General features: G+C 62.5%; 24 protein-coding genes and 1 tRNA gene. 9 read left to right on the top strand and 16 right to left on the bottom strand.

Features of this window, described 5'->3' with window-relative positions:
• Window position 1 precedes the first annotated feature (1 nt).
• Window positions 2–529: a molybdopterin-guanine dinucleotide biosynthesis protein B gene (gene mobB, locus JQ587_RS24320; RefSeq protein WP_212299901.1), complete on the bottom strand. Its 528-nt coding sequence runs from the start codon at window positions 527–529 to the stop codon at window positions 2–4.
• A gap of 107 nt (window positions 530–636) precedes the next feature.
• Between mobB and fdhD the strand changes: the two genes are divergently transcribed.
• Window positions 637–1,527 (top strand): formate dehydrogenase accessory sulfurtransferase FdhD, encoded by an 891-nt coding sequence (gene fdhD, locus JQ587_RS24315; protein WP_212299902.1) that lies wholly within the window; start codon window positions 637–639, stop codon window positions 1,525–1,527.
• Complete coding sequence (gene mobA / locus JQ587_RS24310) at window positions 1,514–2,149, top strand: molybdenum cofactor guanylyltransferase MobA (protein ID WP_212299903.1); 636 nt, start codon at window positions 1,514–1,516, stop codon at window positions 2,147–2,149. Before fdhD ends, mobA begins: the two co-directional genes overlap by 14 nt.
• Window positions 2,150–2,155: 6 nt before the next feature.
• Here the strand turns inward: mobA and JQ587_RS24305 are convergent, their stop codons facing one another.
• Complete coding sequence (locus JQ587_RS24305) at window positions 2,156–2,491, bottom strand: hypothetical protein (RefSeq protein WP_249154492.1); 336 nt, start codon at window positions 2,489–2,491, stop codon at window positions 2,156–2,158.
• 73 nt (window positions 2,492–2,564) lie between these two features.
• On the opposite strand from JQ587_RS24305, the gene JQ587_RS24300 reads away from it, so the two are divergent.
• Window positions 2,565–2,810 (top strand): hypothetical protein, encoded by a 246-nt coding sequence (locus tag JQ587_RS24300; RefSeq protein ID WP_212426956.1) that lies wholly within the window; start codon window positions 2,565–2,567, stop codon window positions 2,808–2,810.
• On the opposite strand, the gene JQ587_RS24295 is transcribed toward JQ587_RS24300, so the two are convergent.
• Genes JQ587_RS24295 through JQ587_RS24280 form a run of 4 tightly spaced genes read right to left on the bottom strand, consistent with a single transcriptional unit; the run spans window position 2,777 to window position 7,907 of the window.
• Window positions 2,777–3,904 carry an FAD-dependent monooxygenase gene (locus tag JQ587_RS24295; RefSeq protein ID WP_212426955.1) on the bottom strand — a complete coding sequence of 376 codons (1,128 nt, stop codon included), beginning with the start codon at window positions 3,902–3,904 and terminating at the stop codon, window positions 2,777–2,779. The genes JQ587_RS24300 and JQ587_RS24295 overlap by 34 nt on opposite strands.
• Window positions 3,905–3,950: 46 nt before the next feature.
• Window positions 3,951–5,900: a molybdopterin biosynthesis protein gene (locus JQ587_RS24290; RefSeq protein WP_212426954.1), complete on the bottom strand. Its 1,950-nt coding sequence runs from the start codon at window positions 5,898–5,900 to the stop codon at window positions 3,951–3,953.
• A 12-nt stretch (window positions 5,901–5,912) separates the two neighbouring features.
• The gene (locus JQ587_RS24285; protein ID WP_212426953.1) at window positions 5,913–7,019 is read right to left on the bottom strand and encodes a molybdopterin-binding protein; all 1,107 of its coding nucleotides are present in this window, start codon (window positions 7,017–7,019) and stop codon (window positions 5,913–5,915) included.
• Window positions 7,020–7,073: 54 nt separating this feature from the next.
• Window positions 7,074–7,907 carry an ABC transporter substrate-binding protein gene (locus JQ587_RS24280; protein ID WP_212426952.1) on the bottom strand — a complete coding sequence of 278 codons (834 nt, stop codon included), beginning with the start codon at window positions 7,905–7,907 and terminating at the stop codon, window positions 7,074–7,076.
• Window positions 7,908–8,295: 388 nt separating this feature from the next.
• On the opposite strand from JQ587_RS24280, the gene JQ587_RS24275 reads away from it, so the two are divergent.
• Window positions 8,296–9,189 (top strand): substrate-binding domain-containing protein, encoded by an 894-nt coding sequence (locus tag JQ587_RS24275; protein ID WP_212426951.1) that lies wholly within the window; start codon window positions 8,296–8,298, stop codon window positions 9,187–9,189.
• Window positions 9,190–9,293: 104 nt separating this feature from the next.
• Complete coding sequence (locus tag JQ587_RS24270; protein ID WP_212299911.1) at window positions 9,294–10,508, top strand: ABC transporter substrate-binding protein; 1,215 nt, start codon at window positions 9,294–9,296, stop codon at window positions 10,506–10,508.
• An 11-nt stretch (window positions 10,509–10,519) separates the two neighbouring features.
• Here JQ587_RS24270 and JQ587_RS24265 read toward each other — a convergent pair whose 3' ends face one another.
• On the bottom strand, window positions 10,520–11,485 hold the full coding sequence (locus JQ587_RS24265) for a TAXI family TRAP transporter solute-binding subunit (RefSeq protein ID WP_212426950.1): 966 nt from the start codon (window positions 11,483–11,485) through the stop codon (window positions 10,520–10,522).
• 107 nt (window positions 11,486–11,592) lie between these two features.
• On the opposite strand from JQ587_RS24265, the gene JQ587_RS24260 reads away from it, so the two are divergent.
• Both JQ587_RS24260 and JQ587_RS24255 read left to right on the top strand, forming a co-directional pair.
• A complete protein-coding gene (locus JQ587_RS24260; RefSeq protein ID WP_212299913.1) occupies window positions 11,593–12,567 on the top strand; it encodes a Bug family tripartite tricarboxylate transporter substrate binding protein in 975 nt (324 codons plus the stop codon).
• A 338-nt stretch (window positions 12,568–12,905) separates the two neighbouring features.
• Window positions 12,906–12,981: transfer RNA gene (locus JQ587_RS24255), tRNA-Ile, on the top strand.
• A 203-nt stretch (window positions 12,982–13,184) separates the two neighbouring features.
• Here the strand turns inward: JQ587_RS24255 and JQ587_RS24250 are convergent.
• The 3 genes from JQ587_RS24250 to JQ587_RS24240 all read right to left on the bottom strand — a co-directional run bounded on the left by JQ587_RS24250 (window position 13,185) and on the right by JQ587_RS24240 (window position 15,920).
• The gene (locus tag JQ587_RS24250; protein ID WP_212426949.1) at window positions 13,185–13,688 is read right to left on the bottom strand and encodes a lipocalin-like domain-containing protein; all 504 of its coding nucleotides are present in this window, start codon (window positions 13,686–13,688) and stop codon (window positions 13,185–13,187) included.
• Window positions 13,689–13,932: 244 nt separating this feature from the next.
• The gene (locus JQ587_RS24245) at window positions 13,933–14,946 is read right to left on the bottom strand and encodes a methyltransferase (protein WP_212426948.1); all 1,014 of its coding nucleotides are present in this window, start codon (window positions 14,944–14,946) and stop codon (window positions 13,933–13,935) included.
• An 8-nt stretch (window positions 14,947–14,954) separates the two neighbouring features.
• Window positions 14,955–15,920 carry a Bug family tripartite tricarboxylate transporter substrate binding protein gene (locus JQ587_RS24240; RefSeq protein ID WP_212426947.1) on the bottom strand — a complete coding sequence of 322 codons (966 nt, stop codon included), beginning with the start codon at window positions 15,918–15,920 and terminating at the stop codon, window positions 14,955–14,957.
• Window positions 15,921–16,049: 129 nt separating this feature from the next.
• Here JQ587_RS24240 and JQ587_RS24235 point away from each other — a divergent pair, with 129 nt between their 5' ends.
• Both JQ587_RS24235 and JQ587_RS24230 read left to right on the top strand, forming a co-directional pair.
• Entirely contained in the window at window positions 16,050–16,991 is a 942-nt protein-coding gene (locus JQ587_RS24235; protein WP_212426946.1) for a LysR family transcriptional regulator, read from the top strand.
• 655 nt (window positions 16,992–17,646) lie between these two features.
• A complete protein-coding gene (locus tag JQ587_RS24230; protein WP_212426945.1) occupies window positions 17,647–19,089 on the top strand; it encodes a hypothetical protein in 1,443 nt (480 codons plus the stop codon).
• Window positions 19,090–19,201: 112 nt separating this feature from the next.
• Here JQ587_RS24230 and tenA read toward each other — a convergent pair whose 3' ends face one another.
• The 6 genes from tenA to gtdA all read right to left on the bottom strand — a co-directional run bounded on the left by tenA (window position 19,202) and on the right by gtdA (window position 26,256).
• Window positions 19,202–19,876 (bottom strand): thiaminase II, encoded by a 675-nt coding sequence (gene tenA, locus JQ587_RS24225; RefSeq protein WP_212299922.1) that lies wholly within the window; start codon window positions 19,874–19,876, stop codon window positions 19,202–19,204.
• Between the two features lie 1,205 nt (window positions 19,877–21,081).
• Window positions 21,082–21,552 (bottom strand): hypothetical protein, encoded by a 471-nt coding sequence (locus tag JQ587_RS24220; RefSeq protein ID WP_212426944.1) that lies wholly within the window; start codon window positions 21,550–21,552, stop codon window positions 21,082–21,084.
• Window positions 21,553–21,734: 182 nt separating this feature from the next.
• Window positions 21,735–22,466 carry a helix-turn-helix transcriptional regulator gene (locus tag JQ587_RS24215; protein ID WP_212299924.1) on the bottom strand — a complete coding sequence of 244 codons (732 nt, stop codon included), beginning with the start codon at window positions 22,464–22,466 and terminating at the stop codon, window positions 21,735–21,737.
• Between the two features lie 118 nt (window positions 22,467–22,584).
• The gene (locus JQ587_RS24210; protein ID WP_212426943.1) at window positions 22,585–24,225 is read right to left on the bottom strand and encodes an amidase; all 1,641 of its coding nucleotides are present in this window, start codon (window positions 24,223–24,225) and stop codon (window positions 22,585–22,587) included.
• A gap of 272 nt (window positions 24,226–24,497) precedes the next feature.
• Window positions 24,498–25,205, bottom strand: a complete 708-nt coding sequence (locus JQ587_RS24205; protein ID WP_212426942.1) for a fumarylacetoacetate hydrolase family protein — start codon at window positions 25,203–25,205, stop codon at window positions 24,498–24,500.
• Entirely contained in the window at window positions 25,198–26,256 is a 1,059-nt protein-coding gene (gene gtdA / locus JQ587_RS24200) for a gentisate 1,2-dioxygenase (protein WP_212427004.1), read from the bottom strand. Before gtdA ends, JQ587_RS24205 begins: the two co-directional genes overlap by 8 nt.
• Between the last annotated feature and the right edge of the window lie 6 nt (window positions 26,257–26,262).

The following is a 26,262-nucleotide window of genomic DNA, read 5'->3' as shown; positions in this document are numbered from 1 at the left end:
GTCAGCGCATCGCGGCGCTTCTTGCAACTGCTTCCTCGACCGGCATCGCCGCACGCAGGAGCAATGCCGCGGCAGCCTCGATATCGTCGAGATGGACCGTCGGCAGTCGGGTTTCAACCTTGGCGTCGGTCGCAATTCCGGCAATGCCGGGATCGTCGGGAAACAGCAGCGGCTTGTCGTTAGCGGCGCGATGCACCTCGATCTTGCGATGCGGTTCGCGCTTGAAGCCTTCGACCACCACGAGATCGACGGCGGACAATTTGCCCAAAAGTTCCGGGAGCCGCGGTTCGGCTGCACCACGCAATTCGTGCATCAGGGCCCAGCGGTTCGACGAAGCCACCAGCACCTCAGCCGCCCCCGCCTCGCGATGGCGCCAGGAATCCTTGCCGGGCACATCGACGTCGAACTGGTGATGCGCATGCTTGATGACTGAGACGCGCAACCCCTGCGCGTTGAAATGCGGAATCAGCCGCGTCAACAACGTTGTCTTGCCCGCACCACTCCAACCCGCAAGGCCGATGACTTTCATCGCAACTCAATCTCCGCCGACTGCATCACGCGTCCGGAACCACCTTCTCCATCGTCGTGAGCATGCTTATATCGGCTTGAACCGATTGTCATGCTAACGTCGCCCCCATGATGAAGATCGACAAAGCCCCGGTACCCCTGATTGTCCCCAACCCCGACGACCCCCGCCTGACCCAGAGCGTGACCGGGACAGACCAGACCGGTGCCAAGGTCGAGATCAAGGTGCCGATGGAACGGCCGCTGACGCTCTACCTGAATTCGCAGGAGATCGTCACCATGATGACGATCGGCGACTATCCCGAATATCTGGCGCTCGGCTACCTGCTGAACCAGAACATGCTGAAATATAATGATGCCGTCACCGAGGTCGAATACGACGACGACCTCCAGGTCGTCGTCGTGCGCACCTCACATCACACCAATTTCGAAGCCAAGCTGAAAAAGCGGACCCAGACCTCGGGCTGCGCGCAGGGCACCGCCTTCGGCGACCTGCTCGAGGCGGTTGAGAGTGTCGCGTTGCCGAAGGCCGAGCTGCGCACGTCCTGGCTTTACCAGATGACCCAGACCATCAACACCATGCCCTCGCTCTATCTGGAGGCCGGCGCGATCCATGGCTGCGTGCTGTGCAAGGAAGGCGAGCCGCTCTGCTACACAGAAGACGTTGGCCGCCACAATGCCGTCGACAAGATCGCGGGCTGGATGTACCGCCACGGCGTCGATCCTTCCGACAAGATCCTCTACACCACGGGACGCCTCACCTCAGAGATGGTGATCAAGACCGTGCGGATGGGCATTCCAATCCTGGTGTCGCGCTCCGGCTTCACAGCCTGGGGCGTCGATCTCGCGAGACAAGTGGGGCTGACGCTGGTGGGACGCACCCGCGGAAAGCGCTTCATCGCACTCGCGGGCGAGGAACGGATCGTCTACGACCAGAATCTCGCTTACGTCGAGGAAGAGTCGGCGAAGCACAAGCGCAAGGGTGAAGGTGGTGACGACTGACATTCCGGCCACACAAGGCGTGCTGCTTGCTGGTGGCCTTGCGCGCCGCATGGGCGGCGGCGACAAGCCGATGCGGACCATCGGCGGCCGCACCATTTTGGAGCGCGTGATCGCGCGCCTCGCACCCCAGTGCGACGGATTGATCCTCAACGCGAATGGCGATCCTACGCGTTTCGCCGCGTTCGGCCTGCAGGTCATCGCAGACGACGTGCCCGGCTTCCCCGGCCCGCTCGCCGGCATTTTGGCCGCGCTCGACTGGACCGCGATGAACCGGCCTGACCTCGAATGGGTGCTCAGCGCCGCCGGCGACTGTCCGTTCCTGCCGCGCGATCTCGTCGCGCGCCTGCATGAGGCACGAACGCGAGAGAGCGCGCAGCTCGCGGTCGCCGCATCCGGCGACCAGTCGCATCCGGTGATCGGCCTGTGGCGCGTCACCTTGCGCAACGAGCTGCGTCACGCACTGGTCGTCGAGGATCTCCGCAAAATCGACCGCTGGACCGCACGCTATCCGCTGGCGACGGTGACCTGGGCGGCCGAGCCGATCGACCCGTTCTTCAATGCCAATACGGTCGAGGACATCGCCGACGCCGAGCGTCTGGCGGCGCTGGATGACGCGGCCTGAGCCGCTTTACGATTTTGGGAATTCGTTGAGAAGCTGCGCCCAGATGATCGCGAAGGCGATGAGGCCGGCAACGCCGACCAGGATCGTGAACCGCGGCAGCCGGTTGATCGCGACCAGCAGCCAGGCCGGCAGGAAGAACAGCCCAAAAATCATGCCGAGCGGAAACACCGCGAGCCACTGAAAGCCGGTGCCGTCACCCTGCGGGACATGGGCGATCGCATAGAACGTATAGAGCCAGAACAGCGTGCCGGCCGCCGCCAGAAGGGCGGCGATCTTGCGGAAATTAAGGGGTGTCAACGCGGTCATGGCCTGGCTCATGCCTTTGGTCGCGGCGATGGCCATCCCAGTTCATGGGAGCATCGAACCGGGCTGAGGTGAGCTGCGACTACCGATCGGGACACGCCTCGGATCAGTCATGATCGACCCCCTCCTGAACGCCATCTTCACAGTCGTCGATTTCGTGTTCGACCTTTCGATCGCGATCGATCGCACCAAACGGCTGAGCCGACAGGCCACAGGCTGCGACAAGATCGTCGATGTCCCTCCGGACCCAAAGCCCTTGCCGCCAGCCGCACAGCGTGCGCTCGCGGAAGCCAAGGAGCGGGAACGCGCCCGTGAGGCGGCAGCTCAAGCCGCCAGCGGCACCGACCAGGCATCGTAGCCGTAAACCCAGCTCGTATCGGTCCGCTGCTTCAGCCAGATATTGGCGCGCGAGGTCTCCTGCACCCGTGTGGTCCGCACCTTGCGCGTCGCCTCGTAGCGGCGAAAGGCATCTGCAACGCCGTCACGGTCGACGCCGTCGAGGCAGCGTGACAGCACGGCGGCATCCTCGATCGCCATCGCCGCGCCCTGCGCCATGTAGGGTGTCATGGGATGGCAGGCGTCTCCTAACAGCGTGACCTTGCCGTCAGCCCAGCGATCGAGCGCCTCGCGATCCATGATCGCCCATTTGTGCACGTCGGGACACGCTGCGAGCACCTGCGTAACCTGCGGATGAAAGCCCTCGAACGAGGCGCGCAGGTCGCGCACATCGCCCTTCGCCGACCAGGACTCGATGCGAAAGTCCGGCTCGGGCTGGCTGGTGACGAGATAGACCTCACTTCGATCCGGCTTGACGTAATAGATCACGATGTGACGATCCTCGCCCCACCATTTGGTGCAATCGTCGATCGCCTCACCGAGCAATGCGGCGGGATAGGTGGTGCGATAGGCAATGCGGCCGGTGAATGTGACCGGCGCGGTATAGAACAAAATGTCACGCACCGCCGAATGCACGCCGTCGGCGCCGACCACGGCATCGGCAACGACGCTGGCACCGTCGGCAAAGCTCAGCCGGACACCTTCGCTGGTCTCGTCGAGGCCGACGAGCTTGTGATTGAGCCTCACAAACTCATCCGGCACCACGCTCGCCAGCGCCGCATGGAGATCGCCACGATGCGCCAGCAGATAGGGCGCGCCAAACCTCTCTTCTGCGCTCTCGCCAAAGATCATGTCGAACTTGATGTCACCGCTCTTCCAGTCGCGGTTGTTCCATGAGCGCGGATAGAACGCGTGCTGGCGCATCCGCGCCTCCAGCCCAAGCTCGCGCAGCACCTTCATGGCATTGCAGCCGATCTGGATGCCGGCGCCGATGCGGGCGAACCGGGAGGCCTGCTCGTAGACCATCACGTCGATGCCGACGCGCCTGAGCGCCGCAGCGGTCGCAAGCCCGCCCATGCCGGCCCCCACGATCGCAACCGAAAGCGGCCTTGCCATCGCGTCCCCCTCTGTTTTCCGCGCGGCTTGAGTGCCGCGTCGACATCTATGCGGGCCGGAAGCCCGCGTGCTCCAGCGCCGTGCGCGCCTCGTCCGAGCCGAGCGCATCGAGAAACGCCTGCACGGCCGGACGCTGCTTGCGCGCCGTCACCAGCGCGAAATCATAATGCTCCTCCGCGAAGGGAATGAAACCGAGCCCGACCGCATGGGCGACCGGCGCAATGGTCATGCCCCAGTCGGCACGGTGCTGCGCGACGGCCGCGGCCACCGCGTTGTGCGAGCGCGGCTGATTCCAATAGCCCTCCGGGCGCGCGCCCCCGAGCAGCCGGTCGATCAGGATGCGCGTGCCCGCGCCCTGGTTACGGTTGACCATGATGCAGGCGGGATCGGCGAGTGCGGCAGTAACAGCCTGCTTCGCGCTGCGCCCCTCGAAACGCCTATCGCCTTTCCGGAACACGATGCCCTGCATTCGCCGCCAACCCGGCACGAGTTCGAGCCCGTCGACGAGATAGGGCGTGTTGTAGGTCTCGCTCTTGTCGTCGAACAGGTGGATCGGTGCGAGATCGCATTCGCCGCGCTTTGCTGCCGCAAGCCCACCGAGGCTGCCGACCGCAATCGAGCGCACCGTGAGGCCCGCAGACGCGAGCTGCGCGGTGACGAGATCGAGGCCAATGCAATGGCTGCCGACGATGACGAGATCGGGCACGCGCACATGCGGCGTGAACAGCGTCACCTCGGCCTCGGTGCCGGCCGGCATCTGGTCGGCGAGCGCGTCGATGCGCAGAAAGCCGTCGGCCTGCGCAAAGGAGGTGATCGCCCCAGAGCCTTTGCCTGAGGGATAGGCGATCAGGCCGTCCTTGCCTTCGACCAGTGAGACCATGACGAATTCGGTGCGACCAAGCTCGGAGGCGATGCGCACTGGCACCGTCGCGCTCACCTTGGCATCGGAGCGCGGCGGCAGGCCGGCCATTTTGCGCAGCGCCGGCACGATCATGTCGTGGAAGGTGAACATCGCCGAGGTCGGGAAACCCGGCAGGATCACCACCGGCTTGCCGTCGCAGACCGCAAGGCACAGCGGCTTGCCCGGCTTGAGCGCCACGCCGTGTGCGATGATGCCGGGCTGGCCGAGCCGGCCAATGATGCGATGGGACAGGTCACCCGCGCCTTTCGACGTGCCGCCGGAGAGCACCAGCATGTCGGCATCCGCCAGCGCCTGGCGCATGGCCGCTTCGAGCTTGGCTTCGTTGTCGGGAATGGCGCCGAGGAAGATCGCCTCGCCGCCGTTCTCATCGATTGCGGCTGCGACGATGGCGCCGTTGGTGTCGTAGATCGCGGCAGGGCCAAGTGCCTCGCCGGGCTGCACCAGCTCGTCGCCGGTGGAAATCACGGCAACACGCGGTTTCCGCGCAACTTTCACCTCGGCGATGCCGCAGGCCGCCAGCATGCCGATCTCACGCGAGCCGATGATTGTGCCGGCGCGCAGCAGCGCCTCGCCGCGCGCGATGTCGGATCCGGCGTAAGAGACGAATTGCCCCGGCGAGACCGCGCGACGAACTTCGATCCCATCGGGCCTGCCGGGCTGGGTGTGTTCGACCATCACGACGGCATCGGCACCACGCGGCAGCGGGCCACCGGTGGCGATCGGCGTTGCGGTCCCCACCGCGACTTGCAGCACCGGCGCGACGCCGCAATGAATCGTCTCGCCGTTCAGTGCGAGCCGTACGGGCGCAGCTTCGCTGGCCATTGCTAGATCCGCCGAGCGGGCGGCAAAGCCGTCGACATTGGAACGGTCAAATGGCGGTACGTCGATCGACGCCGTGATATCCTCAGCGAGCACCCCGCCGAGTGCATCGGCGAGCTTGCGCGCCTCTCTGGGGATCGCACGCGGGAACAGGGCCTTCTCGAAGCGCGCCAAGGCTTCCTCGCGCGAGAGGATCTTGAGAAACTGTTCCTGCTCGAGCCCGCTACGGTCTGGCGGCTTTGGGATCATCGTCATGCGGAATCCATATCATTCCCGCATCAGATAAGCATCGACCGGTTCGCCCGCCGCAAATCCCTCGTGGCTGGCGGGAATGAGCAGCCATGCATCGGCGCCGGCGATGGCCCGGAGCGGCCATTCGCCCACGGCAAGCGGCATCCACGTCTTATGTTCCCCGGACAGCAGCGCGATTTCGGCGATCCCGACGCTGGAGGCGACCTTGCGCGCGAGCGGCAAGGTCACGGCGCAGCGCGGCTGCCGCGCCGCCAATCTATCGATCAGCGGAAGCACCAGCGCGAACCAGACCGCCAGCGCCTGAGCTGGTGACCCGGGCAAGGCGACGACGGGAACCTTTCCGAGCCGCCCTGAGGCTGCGGTGCGTCCGGGCTGGAGCGCAACACCATGACTGAGCTGCGCTCCGCGCTGAACCAGCGCCGCGACGACGGCGTCCGCACGACCGACGCCGGTGCCACCGATCGTCAGCAGGAGCTCGCAGGCGGAAGCATCGAGCGCCTCCGCGATCGATGCGACATCGCGCGATCCGACTTCATGCGCGCTCACATCAAGTCCCGCCCCGCACGCGAGGCCGGCGATCATCTGCATCGTCGCGGTCGCGCCCGGCACGTTGACGATGCGGAGCCGCGGCCGTCTGACACTCAGTCTATCGTAGCCAGCGACACGCGCGAGCAACAAAGCCGCCGCGCCAACGGGATATCCCGCCGCGGCCGCGAGCGAGTCTTCCGCGATGTCGCCGCCGCTACGCCCTACGCCTTGCCCAGGAACGCCCTCCGCCAGCACCTGGGCCAGCGGGCCCGACACCTCGACGGCGCCAACATCGAGAACGCAATCGCACCCCGCCGGCATCGCGTCGCCAGCGTCGACCCACGCCGGAAGCTCGGTCAGAGGCACCGGCGAATAGGAGGACGCGCCGACGAGATCGTTGGCGCGCAACGCCCAGCCATCCACGGCGGCGATGTCGCGCGGTGGATAGGCTGGCAGCAACGGCATTCCCGCGGCGATACAGCCGGCCGCTTCAGCCAATGGCAAATCCACCGGCGCGACCGGGTCAACGGCCTCCAGCAGCGCGGCGAGCGCGGTGTCGAGCGGCGTGAGCGAGGGCGGCAGGCGCTGGGTCATGCCTCATGATGGATCACGCATCGCTCAATTTGGCAACCGCTCGCGCTTCGACCATCAACCTCCTGATTTGTCCGCATTCGGAAAGAACACCTGCTGCCCGTCGACCTTGTAGCCGGCGATCGCTGCCTGCCCCTCAGACGAGATCAACCAGTCGACGAAGATCTGGCCCAGTTCCTTTCGGACACTCGGATGCTTCTCGGGGTTCACCAGCATGACGCCGTATTGGTTGAGCAGCCGCTTGTCGCCCTCCACGACGATGTCGAGATCGCCGCGGTCCTTGAAGGCGATCCAGCTGGCGCGATCCGTGAGCACATACGCATTCGCCGCGCGTGCGGCGTCGAAGGCGGCCGTCATGCCGGGCCCGTTCTCGCGATACCAGGCACCCTTGGCGCTGGCGATGTCGATGCCGGCGACGATCCAGAGCGCGAGCTCCGCCGCGTGAGTGCCGGAACGATCGCCGCGCGTCACGAACGACGCCCCCTTGGCCTCGATCGCTTTCAGCGCAGTGGCGATGTCCTTGCCCTTGACGCCTGCGGGATCACTCTTCGGTCCGATCAGCAGATAGTCGTTGTACATCACGTCGAAGCGCTTCGATGCAAAACCGTCAGCGACGAACTTCTCCTCCAGCGGCCGCGCATGCATCAGCACCACGTCGGCCTCGCCGCGCCGCGCACCGTCGAGCACCTGATCGGCGCGCCGTGCGATCACGGTCACCTCGATGCCGGACTTGTCGCGGAAGATCGGCAGCAAATAATCGAGCAGCCCCGACTCCTGCGTCGACGTCGTCGAGGCCAGGACGATAGCGCGCTCCTCGGCAAACGAGGCCGAAATGCTCCCGCCGAGGCCGCAGAGAAGCGCAAATGCAAAAGTCAGTCGGCGAACAGCCATGCGGGGTTCCCTTGAATACGACCCGATCATGATGATCGATTGCGCCGCACTCGTGACGATCTTGCTCGCTGCACGGGCAACAGGAAATAGAGTTTGGCTTTGGCCACTACCAAAGGGCAAGTTCGCGATACATTGCGTGCCGAAGCGAGCAAGCCGGGAATTTTCGGCAATCAATCAGCCGGCTCGTTGACCGCAATCACACCGACAAAGCGGGCGCAAGGCTCACGCCATTCGAGCCTCGCAAGATCGTCAACCAAAATCAAAACACGCGTCGGGATGTGTTGCAAAGCAACGAGATCATCGGGCATGGTTCGCAAAGAAAGTTGAGTGCAGAATTCCACCTGCGTTGAACGCCAAAAAGAAGCAAGAATTTGCATAGGAATGCAGGATGGAATTCCTGACGACCAGCGAAGCCGCTGACTATCTCCGTCTCGGCGAACGCAAGCTCTATGAACTCGTCACCAACGGCGCGATCCCCTGCACCAAGGTAACCGGTAAGTGGCTCTTCCCGCGGCACGAGCTCGATCTCTGGGTGCTGTCGGGAATGGCGCGTCCGGCCGGCATGCTGATTGCCGAGCCACCGCCGGTTGTGGGCGGCAGCCAGGACGAGCTTCTGGATTGGAGCCTGCGCGAATCCGGCTCGGGTCTGGGATCGATGACCGAAGGCAGCGCGCGCGGGCTCGAGCGGCTGCAACGCGACGAGGTGATGGCCGTCGCGGTGCACTTCCACAGCCTCGATGCCGAGGGCAATCTCGCCGCCGACGCCAGCGTGACGGCGCTACGGGGCGCGCCCGACCTGCATGATGCGCTGCTGGTGGCCTTCGTGCGACGCGAGCAGGGTCTCGTGCTGCCGCCGGGCAATCCCAAGCGGGTGCGCGGGCTCGCCGACGTGCTCGCACTCGGCGCCCGGATGGCGATGCGGCAACAGGGAACCGGCGCGCAAATGTTGCTCGACGTGCTGTTGACGCGCGCAGGCGCCTCGATGCGCGATTTGCGCCGGGTGGAGACGCCGGCCCTCACCGGACCAGATCTCGCGGAAGTGGTCCGCGCCGGACTAGCCGATTGCGGCGTCGCGACGCGCGCGGCGGCACGCTCGGCGGGGCTCGATTTCGTACCGCTGGTCTGGGAAAACCTTGATCTCGCGATGCGGCAGCGCAGCTATTTCCGCCCTGCCATGCAAGCCCTGATCCGGTTCCTGAGTGAACGGCGGCTGCGCCAGCGCGCCGAGGAGCTGACCGGCTACGACCCCTCGCCCGCCGGCCAGATCCGCTTCGCGGCCTGAGATTGACGCCCACCCCAAAATAGTTGCAAAAGAAACCAATTCAGCCGGGCCATACCCGGCACAGGCAACTTTCGGCCAACGAGCCGGATCAGGGGAGGACAAGCGTGAATCCAACGAGATTTGGACTGCCGGTCGCGGCCGCCTTGATGGCGGCGCTGCTGCCGGACACGGCGTCGGCGCAGGTGTCCGACGACATCGTCAAGATCGGCGTGCTCACCGACATGAACGGCCCGGCTTCGGCTCCGACCGGTCAGGGCTCGGTGACGGCAGCGCAGATGGCGATCGACGATTTCGGCGGCACCGTGCTCGGCAAACCGATCAGCATCGTGATCGGCGACCACCAGCTCAAGGCCGACATCGGCGCTGCGATCGCGCGGCGCTGGTACGACGTCGACCAGGTCGACCTGATCGTCGACGTGCCGGTCTCGGCCGTCGGCCTCGCGGTGCAGAACATCGCCAACGAGAAAAAGCGGCTGTTCATCACCCACTCCACCGGCACCGCGGACTTCCACGGCAAGTTCTGCTCGCCCTACGCGATGCAATGGGTGTTCGACACCCGCGCGCTCGCGGTCGGCACCGCGGATGCGGTGGTCAAGCGCGGAGGCGACAGCTGGTTCTTCATCACCGACGACTACGCCTTCGGCCACTCGCTGGAGCGCGATGCCTCCAGCGTCATCACCGCCAACGGCGGCAAGGTGCTGGGCTCGGTGAAGCCGCCGCTGGCGACGCCGGACCTCTCCTCCTTCGTGCTGCAGGCACAGGCCTCCAAGGCCAAGATCATCGGCATTGCGGCCGGCCCGCCCAACAACATGAACGAGATCAAGACCGGCTCGGAGTTCGGCGTGTTCAAGGGCGGCCAGCAGATGGCCGCGCTGCTCGCGCTGATCACCGATATCCACGGCCTCGGCCTGCAGGCAGCCCAGGGCCTGTTGCTGACGACATCGTTTTACTGGGACATGGACGACAAGACGCGCGAATGGTCGAAGCGCTATTTCGCCAAGATGAACAAGATGCCGACGATGTGGCAGGCCGGCGTCTATTCCAGCGTGATGCACTATCTCAACGCCATCAAGGCGGCCGGCACCGACGATCCGCTCAAGGTCGCGGCGAAAATGCGCGAGACGCCGGTCGAGGATTTCTTCGCCCGCAACGGCCGCCTACGCGATGACAATCTGATGGTGCACGACCTCTGGCTGGTGCAGGTGAAGACGCCGGAGGAGAGCAAATATCCGTGGGACTATTACAAGATCCTCAGCACCATTTCCGGCGACAAGGCCTTCGGGCCGCCGGACCCGGCGTGCGCGATGGTGAAGAAGTGACGGCCTAGCCGTCACTTCACGACGCCGATCTCGCGAAAGTACTTCATCGCGCCCGGATGAATCAGCTCCGGTTTCGGCGCCGCGGCGATCGTGTTCGCCGCGGTGGTCTCGCAGGCCTGGGCGAGCTTCTTGCAGAAGGCCGCCTCGACGCCATGGAGCGTCTTCGCGAGACGATAGGCGACATCGTCGGGCAGATCCTCGCGCGTGAGCACAAAACTCCAGGAGCCGAGCGAGGCGATCGGCTCGGCCTGTTTTGGATAGGAGCCGGCCGGAACGGTCAGCGATTTAAGGAACGCATGCTTGGCGCGGATGCGCGCGATCTCCTCCGCGCTGGGCGCAATGAAGCGCGCGCCCGAAGCGCTCGAGGCCACCGCTGCAAATCCGGGCCAGCCGATGCCGGCACCCCAGAGCGCGGCGACGCGGCCGTCCTCGACCATCGCGGGGCCGTCGCCGGCGCGGTCGAGATAGATGGCCTTGAAATCCTCGTCCTGCTTGAGACCGAGGCCGTCGAGCACGTAGCGCGCCAGGATCGGCAGTCCCGAGCCCTTGGCGCCGAACGCAACCGGCTGGCCGACGAGATCGTGAATCGTCCTGTAGGGACTGTCCGCCCGCACCACGAACATGCCGGGGTTGGAATAGATCGCGGTCAGGATCTTCAGCCGAACGGGCGTCCGTCCGATGCCGGCGAAGGCCTCATAGGCCGGCTCGCCCGCGACCAAAGCGAGATCGAGCTCGCCCTTCTCCAGCAGCGGAATGTTCTCGTTGCTGCCCTTGGTGTTGCGCGGCGCGATGGTGAGCGAGGCATCCGCCGCATTCATCACCTCCGCGAAGGCGTTGCCATAGAGCGGAAAGCCGCCGCCCGGCGTCGCGGTGCCCAAGCTGATCGTGGTCGTTGAAATGGCGTTGCCTCCGGTTTGAGCAGCAGCGGGACTCAAGAGCAAAGCCGCACTGAGAAGGATAGTGGTTGCGAATTTCATGGTCGTTCCGGCTGCGCCTGCGTCAACATCGACTTGAGGCGATGTAGGCAGCGGGCGGTTTTTGTGAAAGCATGCTCCGCAACCACAATAGAACAATGGGAGGCGGCATGTTGCGAATTTTGCGTAACGGTGTTTTCGGTCTGGCTTTGCTATCCGGTTTATTCGCCGCCGCACCTCCCGCCTCCGCCGCCTACCCCGACCGCCCCGTGCACTGGATGATCGGCTTTGCCGCCGGCGGCCCGGTCGACATCGTCGCCCGCATCATGGCGCAGTGGCTGTCGGACCATCTCGGCCAGCAATTCATCGTCGAGAACCGCGCCGGCTCCGGCGGCAACATCGCGGCTGGCGCCGCGATCAACGCTGCCCCCGACGGCTACACGCTGCTGTTCGTCGCGCCCAACAACGCGATCTCGACCTCGCTCTACAAGAAGCTGCCGTTCGACTTCCTGCGCGACACCACCCCGGTCGCCAGCATCATGCAGCTCACCAACATGCTGGTCGTCTCCAATGCGATGCCGGTGAAGACGGTTCAGGAGTTCATCGACTATTGCAGGGCCAACCCCGGCAAGATCTCGTTCGCCTCGTCCGGCAACGGCACCTCGGTGCACATGTCGGCCGAGCTGTTCAAGGTGATGACCAAGTGCGACATGGTGCACGTGCCCTATCGAGGATCTGCGATCGCCTTCCCGGACATCATCTCCAACAAGGTGCAGCTGATCTTCGACAATTTGCCGTCCGCGCTGGAGCAGTCGAAGGGCGGCAATGTCCGCGCGCTCGGGGTGACCTCGCCGCAGCGCTGGCCGACCGTGCCCGACGTGCCGGCGATCGCCGAGACCGTGCCCGGCTTCGAATCGGTCGGCTTCTACGGCATCTCCGCGCCGAAGGGCACGCCACCCGAGATCGTCGAGATCCTCAACAAGGCGGTCGGCGAAGCACTGAAGGACCCGAAGCTGGTGGCGCGCCTCGCCGAGACCGGCGGCATCCCGAGGCCGATGACGCCGGCCGAGTTCGGCAAGCTCGTCGCAGACGAGACCGAGAAGTGGCGCAAGGTCGTGGAGTTCGCCGGGGTGTCGGTGGATTAGGCCGGCGCTCCCCCGCCGGTCATTGCCCGACACGACAAAGGGGACCCGCGGGGCCCCTCCCGTCAAAACGCGAAAACAACCCCATGCACAGTAGAAAGCGGCGCGATTACAGCGAGTTACGGCAGCAAAAACCGCCGCCCCGCGAAGACCGGTTGACACGTCGGGCAAAACAGGCGCATAAGGGCATCATCGTCAAATTCGGTAATTCGGAAATGAGCGCCAATGCGGCCTAAGCCGCTTTGGATCGGTGACACCCGGCATTGCACCCCCGCCTCCATCCCTGTAAACGAACCGCGCACCGTTGCCGGCCGCACGTTCCCGCGGACCGCCTCGCGGCGGGGCCTGTAGCTCAATGGTTAGAGCCGGCCGCTCATAACGGTCTGGTTGCAGGTTCGAGTCCTGCCGGGCCCACCAAAGCAAAATCAATAAGTTAGGGATCAAGTCTTTCCGTGTCCGGAGTGGCGTCGGAGCGACAACGGCTTTCTTGCAGGTTCACACAACAGGGTCGCATATAGCCCAGCCCCCTTCGGCGAACGAGCAAGGTTCGCTCTGCCTTCAAATTCGGACGTAACGCAATATCGTCGAGATGGGCCACAAGAAGACGCGACCGTGCACGGTCATTTCGCTCGTTTCCAAATCACATCGACATTCTCCCCACTTGGAGGGCGAATGGTTAGCGTAAGCTGATCATCGGTGATCGTAACAAAGCGTTTCTGATCTGCACCATTCCAATTCGGAAATGAACTACCTTCAACATGAATTGCTATGCTGCGGTCTGCCTCGTTCACCGAGTACGTCCCAAAATAAGTCTGGGTGCCATTAGCTGTTGCTTTGTTTTCTTCCGCAGTACCCTGCCAGAGCGCATTGCTTGTGTATTTGGCGCGATCTGAACGCATGACCGTGATGATGTACCGTCCGCCGGCATCAAAAATGGCCATGCCGGTTGGCTTCTCTCCAAACTGTCGTAAGGTGGTGCCATCATTTTTCTTTTGCTCCCAAGAAACTACCATCCACGTCCCGACAAGTCTTTCCCTTAGCGATGGCTGCTGGCCAGAGGCGCTATGCAAAGAGATGCCCAAAGTTGTGGCAACGCAAGTGCCGAGAACGCTAAGGTGTTTCATTGGTGTCCTCCGTGACTCCGCCTTGTGCCGGCTTCGCAGTTTATAGCAGGCAATAAGAAATCCGGGCCACGAAAGACTTTCGCCTTGCCAATGCAACTAGGGCGCGGACTCATAATTCGCGGCCAGCCATTAGGCGGATTGATCGACAGTGCGAGAGCTTGCTAAGGCCGATGATGTCATCGAATAGCACGCCCCACTTGTTGCGGCGTGTTCGTCCGCCTCAGGCGCATCGCCGCAGCTGGCCTCAACAAAGCCGCGACTCGATCAAGTTATAGCGGCCGGCGCGGTAAACAGCCATGGGACGGAAGCCGCTCTCGGTCAGGAGCCGATAATATTCCCTTTCGGTCCGTTCACGGCCACCTGGACCGCGCAGCATATTCAAATCGCTCATCGCGCACGACCTGCCGGCGTCATCGGTGCCGGGCAATTCCGGCATCGCACGTTCGACTAATAGCAGTCTGCCCTTTTGGGGAAGTGCGTTGCGACAGTTTTCCAAAATGATGCGGCTGCGCTCATCATCCCAGTCGTGAATAATGCTTTTCAAGATGATCGCATCGGCCACTGCAGGCACCGCGTGAAAGAAATCGCCTGCAACAAAATCGACGCGGTCGGAGATTCCGAGGTGCCCGAAGTGCTGGTTGGCGGCGTCGGCGCACCTCGGCAGATCGAAAACCGTTCCTTTGATATTCGAGTATTCTCTCGCGACGGCGCCCATGAGTTCCCCGGAGCCGCCTCCGACATCCATCAAGTGGGAGATCGTGCCAAAGTCGTAGGCCTGCAGCAGATCGCGCGTGACCAGCCGTGTTAGGTCTGTCATGGCTTCATTGAATATCCGCACATGCTCTGGCGTGCGCGCCATCAGATCGAAATTGTCGTCGATGTCCTGGAGTTGGGCAGCCGTCTTCCCTGACATGATCGAATCGAGAAGACCATCCCATCTCTTGGTCAGCATGTAGCCTTCAAAGATGACCCAGTTCTTGAACGATCGTTCAGCAGTCCCGTCGAGTCCCGCCCCCAGTTCGGTTAGCAAGTAACGGCCTTCGCCGACGCGAGAGCAAATCCCGACGGTTGAGAGGGCGACGAGCAAGCGGGCCAATGCGCCTTGGTCCGTGCGGGTTCGACTCGCGAGTTCTTCGACCGTTCGCGGTCCGTCGCGCAGCAATTCGGCAAGCCCCAGCTTGGCAGCGACATAGATCACGGCCGTCACACGGTGCGATTGAACAAGGTCCAACAACTGTTCGGGGGGATTGGTGGTCATGTGCCGCCCTAGTCTTCGATCGGGAATCCCGACACCCTCACGATCGGCCCCCAGCGGTCCAAGTCGGCGCGCTGGATACGTTGGAGTTCGTCCGATGTCGTTCCTGTTGGCTCACAGCCCATGGCATGAATCTTTGCGCGCATTTCGGGATCGCGCCCGATTGCAATGATCTCCTCTCCCAGACGCTCAACGGACTGACGGGAAGAACGGGCAGGCGCATAGAATGCGAACCATCCGGACGCGTCGATATCGATCCCGCTTTCCTTGAGAGTCGCGGTTTGGGACAGGAAGGAAGATCGCCCGCCGGCTGCGGTGGCGATAATGCGTATGCCACCATCCCGGTGTTGCTCCAGGAGTTCGGAAAGAAACGCCATATACATCGGGACCCGGCCGGCCAGCACATCTGGGAGGGCAGCAGGTGTACCTTTGTAGGGCGTGTGGCGCAGGTTTAGGCCTGTGATCCGGCCAAACTCGCCGCAGATGAAATGAGGTGCTGTACCTGCTCCCGGCGAGCCGTACACGGCCTGTTCGGGATTGGCCTTCATCCAGTCGATAAGTTCGTGCACCGAATGGATGGGCAGCTTCCCGCTGACCGCCAGAGCCAGATCGACCGTCATCACCTGCGAAAGGGGCACAAAGTCGCGCTCTGCATCGTATCCCAGGCTCCTGAAGAGATGCGGCTGAAGTGTGAACTGCGAAGCTGAAGCAAACAGCGCTATCTCCTCGCCCGGTGCGGCATTCTTGACCGCTCGAGCGCCAATCCGTCCGCCAGCGCCAGCAAGATTCTCCACAATGGCCACCTTGCCGAGCCTGGTATGGAGTTGCTCGGCAAACAGCCGGGCGATCGAATCTCCCGACCCGCCAGGCGGGAACGGAAATACGATCTTCAGCGGCTGGTCGGCGGCAATAACGGGTAGCGGAAGAGCCAGCGCCGAAAACCCGCCCAGTATGGCGCGACGCGAGTAAAGCTGCATGGCGTTCTCCATGTGCTTCGGAAAGCAACGCAATGATCCGGCCGGCTTTCCATCTCGCTATCCTGAGGCAACGACGGTATAACCTGAAATCGCAACTTCCTATCGGGCTATAACGTGAGGTGAACACTCATGCAATGGCAGGACCGCATCGGCCGACGCCTGCGCCTCAAGGATCTGCATACGCTCCAGACCGTCGCAGAGGTCGGCAGCATGGCCAAAGCGTCTCACCGTCTTGGATTGTCGCAGCCTGCGATCTCCAAAGCCATCACCGATATGGAGCACGCCGTCGGGGCTGCGCTGCTGGATCGCACTTCGCGCGGAGTCGAACTCACTGAGTGTGGCCACCTTCTTGTCGATCGTACGCGCGTCGTTTTCGACGAAATAAAGCTGGGTGTTACCGACATTGTGCAAAGGTCGAATCCGGCGCAAGGGCTCGTTACGATCGGTACAACCGAGCCGGTCACCGCGATCGTTACAGAAATTATCGGACATCTCGTCCGAAGATATCCGGGCATCAGGTATCATATCACGATAGGTGATCGGGATGCGCTGGAGCATGCTCTGCGCCAGAGAATGCTTGATCTGGCCATAACGCGCTGGGCGCCGTTGCCGGTCGCCGATGATTTGTCCGCGGAGGTGCTGTTTAGGTCCTCGCTTGCGGTGATGGCGGAGCGACGGCATCCGCTCCTGCGATCGAGGAAGAAGTTGAAGCTCGCTGAACTTATGCAAGAGCAATGGACGCTCTCGCCGCCCGATTCTTTTTTGGGGCGTACCGGCGTCGAACTATTTCGGCGACATAACCTGCCGCTTCCGCCAACGACCGTCACCACGATTTCAATCTACATGCGATTGAATCTGTTGGCGAGCAGCCGGTTTATAACCCTATTGCCCATGCAGATACTCAGAATGCGATCGAGTAGCGCATGGCTGCGCGCGCTGAACGTCGATCTTGGCGATACTTCCGCCCCGATAGCCTCAATCACCTTGAAAGGACGACGGGCCGGAGGTGCCGTCAAATTATTCCAAGAGGCCAGCCGGGAGGTCTGTAAGGCGCTGGTTGGAGTAAGCTGATTTGTCCGAGCGGACTGTTATAGGCGGACCTGACGATTTTATGAGTACGAGTTTATGAGTAAGCGCCCCAGCCCAGCAGCGCCCACCAGAAATCCCACAGAAACCCCGTGAACAAACGCGCAGGAGCGTGCGCAAGAATGGACGAGCTTTGTTGAAAATGCTCAGATATTCCGGATATTCGCTGCGCTCATAACGGTCTGGTTGCAGGTTCGAGTCCTGCCGGGCCCACCACGCTTCGCCCTTCGGGCTACGCGTGGCGCAGCCGCGACGAGACCGAAGGGCGACGCGTGTCCGGCGTAGCTGGAGCGCAGCGGAAGCGAAGACGGACTGCTGCCGCGAGCTACGGCTCGGCAGGCCACCGCACCAGAAACGCCCCACTACGATGGCAGCGACTGCATGAAGCAGTTAAGCGCCGCGTCGGAGCGGCTTGTCGCCGGCGAGGCAGATATCTGACTCAGTTGCTGAATGCGAAGCGGAAGCAGCGCTGTCTCACAGGGCGTCACGATCCCCTAACGAAGGTGTGACCCGGCGCCAGTAAGCCATTTCACATCCAAAAAGCCTGAGCGTCGCCTAAATCGTCGAACGTATTCTTCTGCCCATGAACCACTCTCGTCAGGGGTGAAGAATGTTTGAACGAAATTATTTTGGTGAGCCCATGAGCATCGATCGCGCGGCCAACCGCTTTTCGACCATCTCCAATGCCGGACGCGCTGGATCAGGAGTCACGAAAGGACTGATTTTCTCCGGGTGTCTGGTGGTCAGCTTCATCTCGATGACCGGCGCCGCATCGGCTCATGTGAAGTGGTTCGTGCCATGCGTCGTATCCGACGATCCGCTGCCCGTTCAGGCGGTATTGACGACGAAGTTCTTTCTATTCCTGGCGCTGTTCCTCGCGCTGTTCTATCTCGCTTGCGCGGCCGAGCAGACCAGGTTCGGCGCCACGGTCTCGAAATTTCTGGATCAATTGACCGAGCCTCTGCGCGATCGCGTCGACGACCTTTTGCGCGCGGCCGCTGCGGTGTTCTTTGCCTTGCTGTGGGCTCATGGAGGACTCATTCTCACCCCGGAGCTCGAGGCAAGCAGTTTCTGGCTCTCGGCCATTCAGTTGCTGATTCCGCTTTTCCTGGGCGCGCGGGCCACGCTCCCGGCAGCAGGGGCCGGCATCGTGCTGCTTTATGTCTACGGTGCCGCCAGCTATGGCCTGTTCCACATGCTGGATTACCCGGTCTTTCCGGGGCTCGGGGTCTGGTTCGCGCTGTCTTTGTCGCGCAATGCCAAACTGCTCGCTTTTCGATCTGATTTCCTGCGCTGGACTGTCGCCCTGTCCCTGTTATGGCCGGCGATGGAAAAATTTGTGTACCCGGCCTGGGTCGCGCCGATCGCAATCGCTCATCCGGAACTGACCCTGGGCTTCGATGTCCCGACTGTCGTGACCGCCGCTGGGATCGTGGAATTCGGCCTGGCCTTCGCGCTGTTCTGGACACCGCTGGTCCGGCGTCTCGCCGCCCTCGCCCTGGTGCTGGTGCTGACCGCCGCAACGCTTGATTTTGGCAAGGTGGACGGCATAGGTCATTTGATGATCATTGCGATACTTGTCGCTGTGTTCGCCAATCGGGACGACAGGCCCGCCCGGTATCGTCCCGCCCTCGCACCGCTTGTCGGCAGCATGGCTTTGCCGGCCACACTCCTTCTCTACACCGGCGCTCACACGCTCTCCTATACATCCTTGACCACCCCGATCGAGCCGCTCGCGGGCGGCACGGCTTTGCTGCTGCTCGTCTTCCTTTGCCTGCGCCGCTTCGCGGCAGGTCCAGGCAACACACGTTACGAGAGCGGGCAGGACCTCGTGCGCCAAGTCTCGCGCCAAGTCCCGCGTCAAGTGCCGCACCGGCTCTCGCTCCGCGCAAGCATCGTGGCGGCGACCTCCGACGCTGCGCCCGAAGTCGCGGTCGGCGGTGTCGCTCTGACGGCCGTCGTGCTGATCGCGTTCCTGGGCCTGCGCGGCCACGAGCTGCAAGTTCCGCCGTCGGCCGCAAGCGCACCACCTCGACAGCAGCACTCGGACATGAGCCCCCTTGCAATGATCCGGACGACCTAGCCGAGGTTCTGAAGCCTGGCGAGGGATTACGAGGATTACGGCCAGGGATTACGTCGCCCACCCATCGGTTGGAGATGCTCCGATAGAGCCGCCGACTGACAATTGCCGAGGCTTATTCAACAGACCGGCCCGCGCGCCAGCCCATCTCCCAGAAGTCCGCCTCGAGCCGGGTGGCTTCCTTGAAGATCGCAATCAGCTCGGCCTCGCGGGCCGGCGTGGCGTAGAGATCGGCGAGATGCTCCAGGTGCGCCCGTGCTTTCGTCGCGACCTCCTGGTATGGAACGCCAGCGTACTCGGCGATCCAAACGCGATAAGGGTTCGTCGCAGCATTCGCATCGGGGCGCGAGGCGAGCCGCGTTGCGATCTCCGCGTAGCCGATCACGCAAGGGGCGAGTGCCACCTTGAGTGCCAGCAGATCACCGCGCATTCCCGCGTCGAGCACGTAGCGTGTGTAGGCCAGCATCTCGACTGCGGGAGAGGTTTGCTCAAGCTCGCTCGCGGAAAGACCCCAACCGGCACAGAGCTTCACATGCAAGTTCATCTCGACGTCAAGAATAGCCGAGAGGCCGGCCGCCGCTTCACGCATATCGGCAAGTTTCGGCGACTTGTAGACCAAGAGCGCGTAAGCGCGAGCAAACTCGACAAGGAATAGGTAGTCCTGAGCGAGGTAGTGACGAAACGCCGCTTCGGGAAGCGAGCCGTCCGCCAGCCCGTTCGTGAAGGGATGTTCTGTATAGGCCCGCCACTCGCCGGACGCTTCCATCTTTAAGCGCTCGAAGAAACTCACGATTTTTTTGCCTGGCTTGTTGTCCGATGAACGTCTTTGGCTCGCGAAAGGAACACGTCTACACCCGTCTTGCAAGCGGGTGATATCAAGTGGCACGTAAAGCCAGGAGGCCCTACACTTCGCGCAATCCTGCAAAAAGCTCGCCAGCCCGCAAATTTTTAAAAGGCGTCGGATTTGAAGACCGGCCGGACGCAGGGCCGCCATTGAGCTGGCCTGAACTGTTTTGCTCTTGTTGGCATTGTTTCCTTTCGTGGTTGTACAAGATTCAATGAAGACACTGCCCTTGCTGGCGCAAATAGGTCGGAAAGTCCGTCCCTTGTATTGTTGAGACAACACGTTATGGTCGAACGGATCATTTCCACACACGAATGCTTTTTTCAGACCATTGTTCAAGGAAAACTTTGATGCAATCGGCCCTCTTTCTAGTAGTACTCTTTGTTGGATTTCCTTCGCTCGCCGATGACTATGTTCGAATAGAGCCTGAGTACATTCAAAGCGGTTTTTATTTGCGAATGTTGGGTGAAGAGGCTTGGAGCGAAGCCTTCCCCACCGCGATTGAAATCCAGTTCTCGGGAACGGAACCCCCGTGCACGCGGTCCACACCAGCTGGCTCGGCTTGCACGTGCAACCACGGAGTCCTTCGTGGCGCAAATCATCTTGGAAAAGCTGGGTGGCACATGAATGAAAGACGGAAAGCCGTCCGTGATGGCTGGCACGTGACTTATCTCGAAGGTGGGCGTTTGGTTTGTCATCACGATTTCGTCCCTGCACGCTAACCGCGCCTCAAAATCTCACGCCCAACGTCGTTACAAGCGATCTGCGGGCTCCGGTTAATCTGACAGACGAACAGTTCGCCACTGCTCAACAGCGCCCGCTAGCCACGACAGCGCGTTTCTTGACAGCACTCCTACGAACACCGGCCAAGGCCTCAAACGCACCACGGGTCGCGACAGCTCGTTCTACGGCCATGACCACCGCCCCGTGGCTTTTCCATTCTCCAAAACCCTCCCACAGCGCGACATCTGTGACAGGGTATATACCCCTGGCACGTCACGTCACGCTAAGATGGGCCGTGACATCCGTGACATGTCACGCGTGACAAGAAAAATGTCACGCTGGTCGAACCGCCAGCGGAGATAGCCCTCAATGCTTGCTCGCTGCGGAGCCTTGTTTGGATCATCGAACGGCCTGCCCGGCCCTGTCTGTCACTGAATTGGAGTGACCAGCTCGCCGACAAAATTGCAGACCATCGTTGTGTCGCTCAGGCCGATCGTTTGGACTTCAACATATGGAAAGCGCGACTGACCAATCAGCCATTGTGGATCGGTATCGATGGACATGTAGTAGAATGTATTGATCAGGTTCGCGGCCGGTGTCGGCAAGTCCGCAAAGCGTCCCAACGAGACGCCACCATTTGCAGCTGAAACGGAGAGGCGGGCCACAAAGACCTGCTCGGTACTTCTGATCTTGCAGTTGACCTTCCGAACCAGTGTGAGCTTGTCGGAGGGCAATTGCGAGAAATTGACCCGGCAACCTGCGCTGCTTAGGCAAGTAGATACGGATACCGAGTAGTCGTCATAGTACGTGCCGTAGCTGGTGGGCGCTGCCTCTATCGGGCTTGCACCAACCGCCGCGGCGGCAACAATTGCGAGTTCGACAAAGCGAGTAGAATGCATTTTCGACCTCCAAATGAGAAGAATAGAGGCCGCATTTTCGGGGCTATCTGAGGGTGCGTCAATCTGTCGGGTGCAACCTGCCGATATCGTACAGCCAGCAGACGACCCGACTCGGCATTGACCGCCGTTGAGCGCAGGCGGTAACTGAACGCAATCGTAACTCCCAGGTCGAACACGTCGTGCTAGGCGAACGGCATGTCGATGAGCCGAAGCTGGATCGCCTTCGCGATCGCGTGCGGCCTATTCGACGCGTTGAGGTGCACGATCGCGCGCTTCATGTGCGAACGTACCGTCTCGCACGACAAGCCGAGGATCAAGGCGATGTCGTCCGAGGTCTTCCCTTGCGCGGCGAGGGACAGGCACTCCTTCTCTCGCGTGCTGAGCCAGGCCTTGGTGTCGGCGGCCTGGCTCCACGACCATCTCCGCAGCGAGGTGTTCTGGAATTGATGACACAAAGCGAACAGCGCATTGACGACGGACGGTGACGAACCGGCCTCGTACTCGGTCGCGCCTTCCGAAATCGCACTGACAAACGCAAATGACCCGTTCGGCATGTGCATCGGCACCGTGATGCCGTAGTGCAGGTTCTTGTCGTTCAAATGGTCCACGCACGCCCGCTCGCCGGCGCTGAGGCGTTCGTGGGCTTGCACGTCAAGCCACCTCAGGGGCAAGGTCGTCGTGAAGCAGAACCGGTAGTAGGGGTCACAAAGGTGGCTCCAATGCCGATCCCATCGATTTGGAAAGGCTCGCGTCTTCACGATGGGAGACGCGAAGGTGCCGTCTTGCGCTCTCGGCGTGCTGGCCATGCCATAGGCGAAGGCGGAAAATCCCAGGCCCGACAGGGTTTGATGCAACGCATCCAAGGCGGACTCGAAATCACCCACCCGTTCAAGGTCGGCCGCGAAGCCTTCCATCAGAACTTCGCGGTCGGCAGTGGGAAATGCGTGAGCTGCTGGGAGAGACATCAGGGTCGATCTCTCATCATGGGCAATGAATGATGGTCCTCCCGCAGCTCGCAGGTGTCAAGCCGCGCTAGGCGGCCAGTTTCGGTCGCCGATGCTGCCAGGGGCGCGTCGCGCCTTCGAACGCGGACGCGATGCGGAACACCCTCAGGTCGTCATAGGCCGGACCGATGATCTGCATCCCGGTGGGCACGCTCGTTTCGGCATCGAAACCGGTGGGCACCGACATCACGGGAAGCGTGCCGACCAGGTTGAAGGGATACGTCATGAACCAGCCGATAAAGGGGTTCACCGATTTCCCATTGATGGTGAGCGGCTCTTCGCTGCTTCGCCCCGCGACGATTTTCGTCGTTGCCGTCGTCGGGCAGATCAGCGCGTCGTGGGTCTCGAAGATCTTCGTCATCGATGCGTACATCTTCTGCCGCACGGTATTCAGATTATAGAACTTCGTGACGTCGTGCTTCTTGCCCTCTTCGAGGATCCTGATGACGAACGGGTCCACGTCGTTGCGGGACTTGGTCAGAAGACTGCCCGCCAGCGCGTAGAATACGCCCTGCCACCTTGTATTCCATGTCTCTTCGACTTCCTTGGTCCAGCCGATGTCGACTTCATCGACCACGGCGCCGAGCGAACGCAGAACCGACACGGCATTGCGCGTGTTCTTCTCTACCTCGGGATCGACCGCGAAATAGCCGAGATCCATAGACATGGCGATCTTCATGCCGGCGATGCCGTCGAAGGTCGGCGGGATGACCACCTTGTCCCGCAGGGACGACATGTCGGCCGGATGCTGGCCGGACGTGACGTTCTGCATCAAAGCGCAATCGCCGACGCTGCGGGCCAGTTCGCCATAGTGGATCAGCCATTCATTCGGGTGCTCGCGGTCATCGGGGTTGCGTCCCCATGGCGGCTTGTAGCCGAACACGCCGTTCATCGCAGCCGGGATGCGAATGGACCCGCCACCATCCGTGCCGTCCTGCAAGGTCGTGTAGCCGGCGGCCAGGGCCGCGCCGCCTCCGCCCGTCGAGCCGCCGGGGGTATAGGCAGGATTCCATGGGTTGTGCGTGACGCCCCAAAGCAGGGATGCCGTCACACCTGAATGCGCGAACTCCGGCGTCGTCGTGCGGCAATGCATGATGGCCCCGGCGGCGAGCAGGCGCTCCACGGTCGGCGCGGATTGGTCCGGAACGAAATCCTTGTAGAGCCGCGAACCGTAGGTGGTGATCTTGCCCTTGACGGAGTGATAGTCCTTGATGGAACACGTGAGGCCTTCCAGCGGGCGGACCGGTTCACCACGCGCGTACTTGCCCTCCGCAATCCGTGCCTGATCCAGCGCCTCGTCGAAATAGGTGTATGTCGTTGCCTTGAGCGTCGGCTCCCATGCTTCGACCTGTTTGATCTGCGCCCGCAGCAGCTCGACCGGCGATAGCGTCCTGGCCCTGAATCTCGCGAGCGCCTCGCCGGCCGTCAGGTAGGCAATGTCATCGACATCGACCTTTTCGGACGGCCCGGCGGCGGCCGCGCTCGACGCTGCCGGCAGGACCGACCCGGCGACGCCTGCGAGGGCGATGCCCAGGAGCCGGCGGCGCTCCAGGTTCGGCTGGCCTTCAAAACTCTCGTAGGGGGCTTGGCTCATGACGTCTCGTCTCCTTTTGGTGGAGCTGGCAAGCGACCGGACAGCTTGCGTCAATTCGACGCCGTGCGATTCCAAGTCGCAACTCCCCGAAAGGGTGAATCGAGACGAGAACGGGACGGAAATAGTGCTGCGCCGTCACCGAAGGCGACGAAGCTGCGTGACGCGAGCGGACATTTAGAGGTCGTAGCTCCAACCCGCGTGCCGCTGCTGGTGTCGTGACGCAGAGCTCGTGACCCGAAGCCGGATCGATCCACGGCGAGGAGCACGCATTGATACGCAACAGAAAGGGCGAGCGTCCTGTCAACGCTCGCCCCTGTCTCGGAAATGCCTGCTCTTCCCGTTCGATCCTATTCTACGGGTATCCTGATTTCGCCGAGCCCCTCGATTCCGCCCGTCATCACTTGCCCCCGCTGCACGGGGCCGACGCCCTCGGGCGTGCCGGTCATGATGATGTCGCCGGGCTTGAGCGCCATCGACTGCGAGCAGATCGAGATGATGTCGGCTACGGGCCAGATCAGCTTGGAGATGTCGGAGTCCTGCTTGAGCGCGCCGTCGACGGCGAGCCAGATGCGGCCGGCGCTGGGATGGCCGACCTCCGAGACCGGCCGCAACGGGGCGATCGGCGCCGAAAGGTCGAAACCCTTGCCCCAGTCCCAGGGACGACCCTGCTCACGGGCCTGAAGCTGCAAATCGCGGCGCGTCAGATCGATGCCGACGCCGTAGCCCCAGACATGATCAAGCGCGCGCGCGACGGGAATGTCCGCGCCGCCCTGCCCGATCGCGACGATCAGTTCGATCTCGTAGTGGAAGTTGCTGGTCTGCGGCGGATAGGGAACGCTCATCCCATCGTCCACGACCGTGTCGGCGGGCTTCATGAAGAAGAACGGCGGCTCGCGATCGGGATCGCGCCCCATCTCGCGGGCATGCGCCGCGTAGTTGCGGCCGACACAGATGATCCGGCGCAGCGGAAAGCGCGCCGTCGAATTATGGACCGCGACGGACGGTTGCGGTGGCGGCGGCAGAACGAAATCGGCGTGCGTGTTGGCGTTAGACATTGCCACGGTCCTCTCGGAAAAGATGCAGGGCTTCCTGAATGGGTCGGTCGGAATAGGAGAAGATCACGGCATCGCGGTCGATCGCTTCGTGACGCACGCGATGCCAGGAGGGAACGACGAAGATGTCGCGCTTGGACCACTCGACCACGACGTCCTCGCCGGATCGCGACGAGATCACGCTGCGGCCGCGGCCTTCGATCGGCACGAACACGGTTGCGTCCGTCGAGCGGTAGGCCGCGGTCGCAAAGCCCTTTGGCAGGAGCTGGATGAAGGTCGCCATGGTGGCCATGGCGTGATTGCCGGTGATCGGATTGGTGTAGCGCATCTTGAGACCGTGGCAGGGGTCCCAGGCGGCAGCGCGTCGCAAGCGCTCGAGCGCCTCGCGCGTTCGTGCATAGGGATAGTTGAACACCGGCGACGTGCCGCCGCCGCCCTTGTGGTCGACGGGAAGCAAATTGTGGCCATAGCGGGCGTCGCTGTCGCCGACCGGCCTTGTGATCGGCTGCTCGTCGACGTCGAGATGTTCGGCGAAGGATGCATCGAGCATCTGGATGACGGGAATATCGAGGCCGTCCAGCCAGAACACCGGATTGGGGCTGGGGTTGCCGTGATCGTGCCAGGCCCAGGGCGGCGTGATGATGAAATCGCCCTCGTGCATGATGGTGCGTTCGCCGTTCACCGCGGTGTAGGCACCCTCACCTTCGAGGATGAAGCGCAGCGCGGATTGCGTATGGCGATGGGCCGGCGCAACCTCACCCGGCATGACGAGCTGCACGCCGGCATAGAGATCGGTCGTGATCTTCGATTGCCCCCGCAGGCCTGGATTTTCCAGGACGAGAACTCTCCGCTCCGCCTCCTTGGCAGTGATGAGACCTCCGGCCTCGAGCATATCCTCGCGGATCTCGTCAAAGCGCCAGGATGCAGGGCGGCATGCGCTTCTCGGCTCGGGCGTCACGAGATCCGCCAGCGACAGCCACAGCGCCGTGAGGTTCTTCTTGTCGATCTTGTCGTAGAACGCCCGGCGTTCCGGCGTGTCGGCGGTTGGCGCCATGATCGT

Source organism: Bradyrhizobium manausense, assembly GCF_018130615.1.
GTDB classification, from domain to species: Bacteria; Pseudomonadota; Alphaproteobacteria; order Rhizobiales; family Xanthobacteraceae; genus Bradyrhizobium; species Bradyrhizobium manausense_A.
This window is presented reverse-complemented; position numbering and strand designations above follow the sequence as displayed.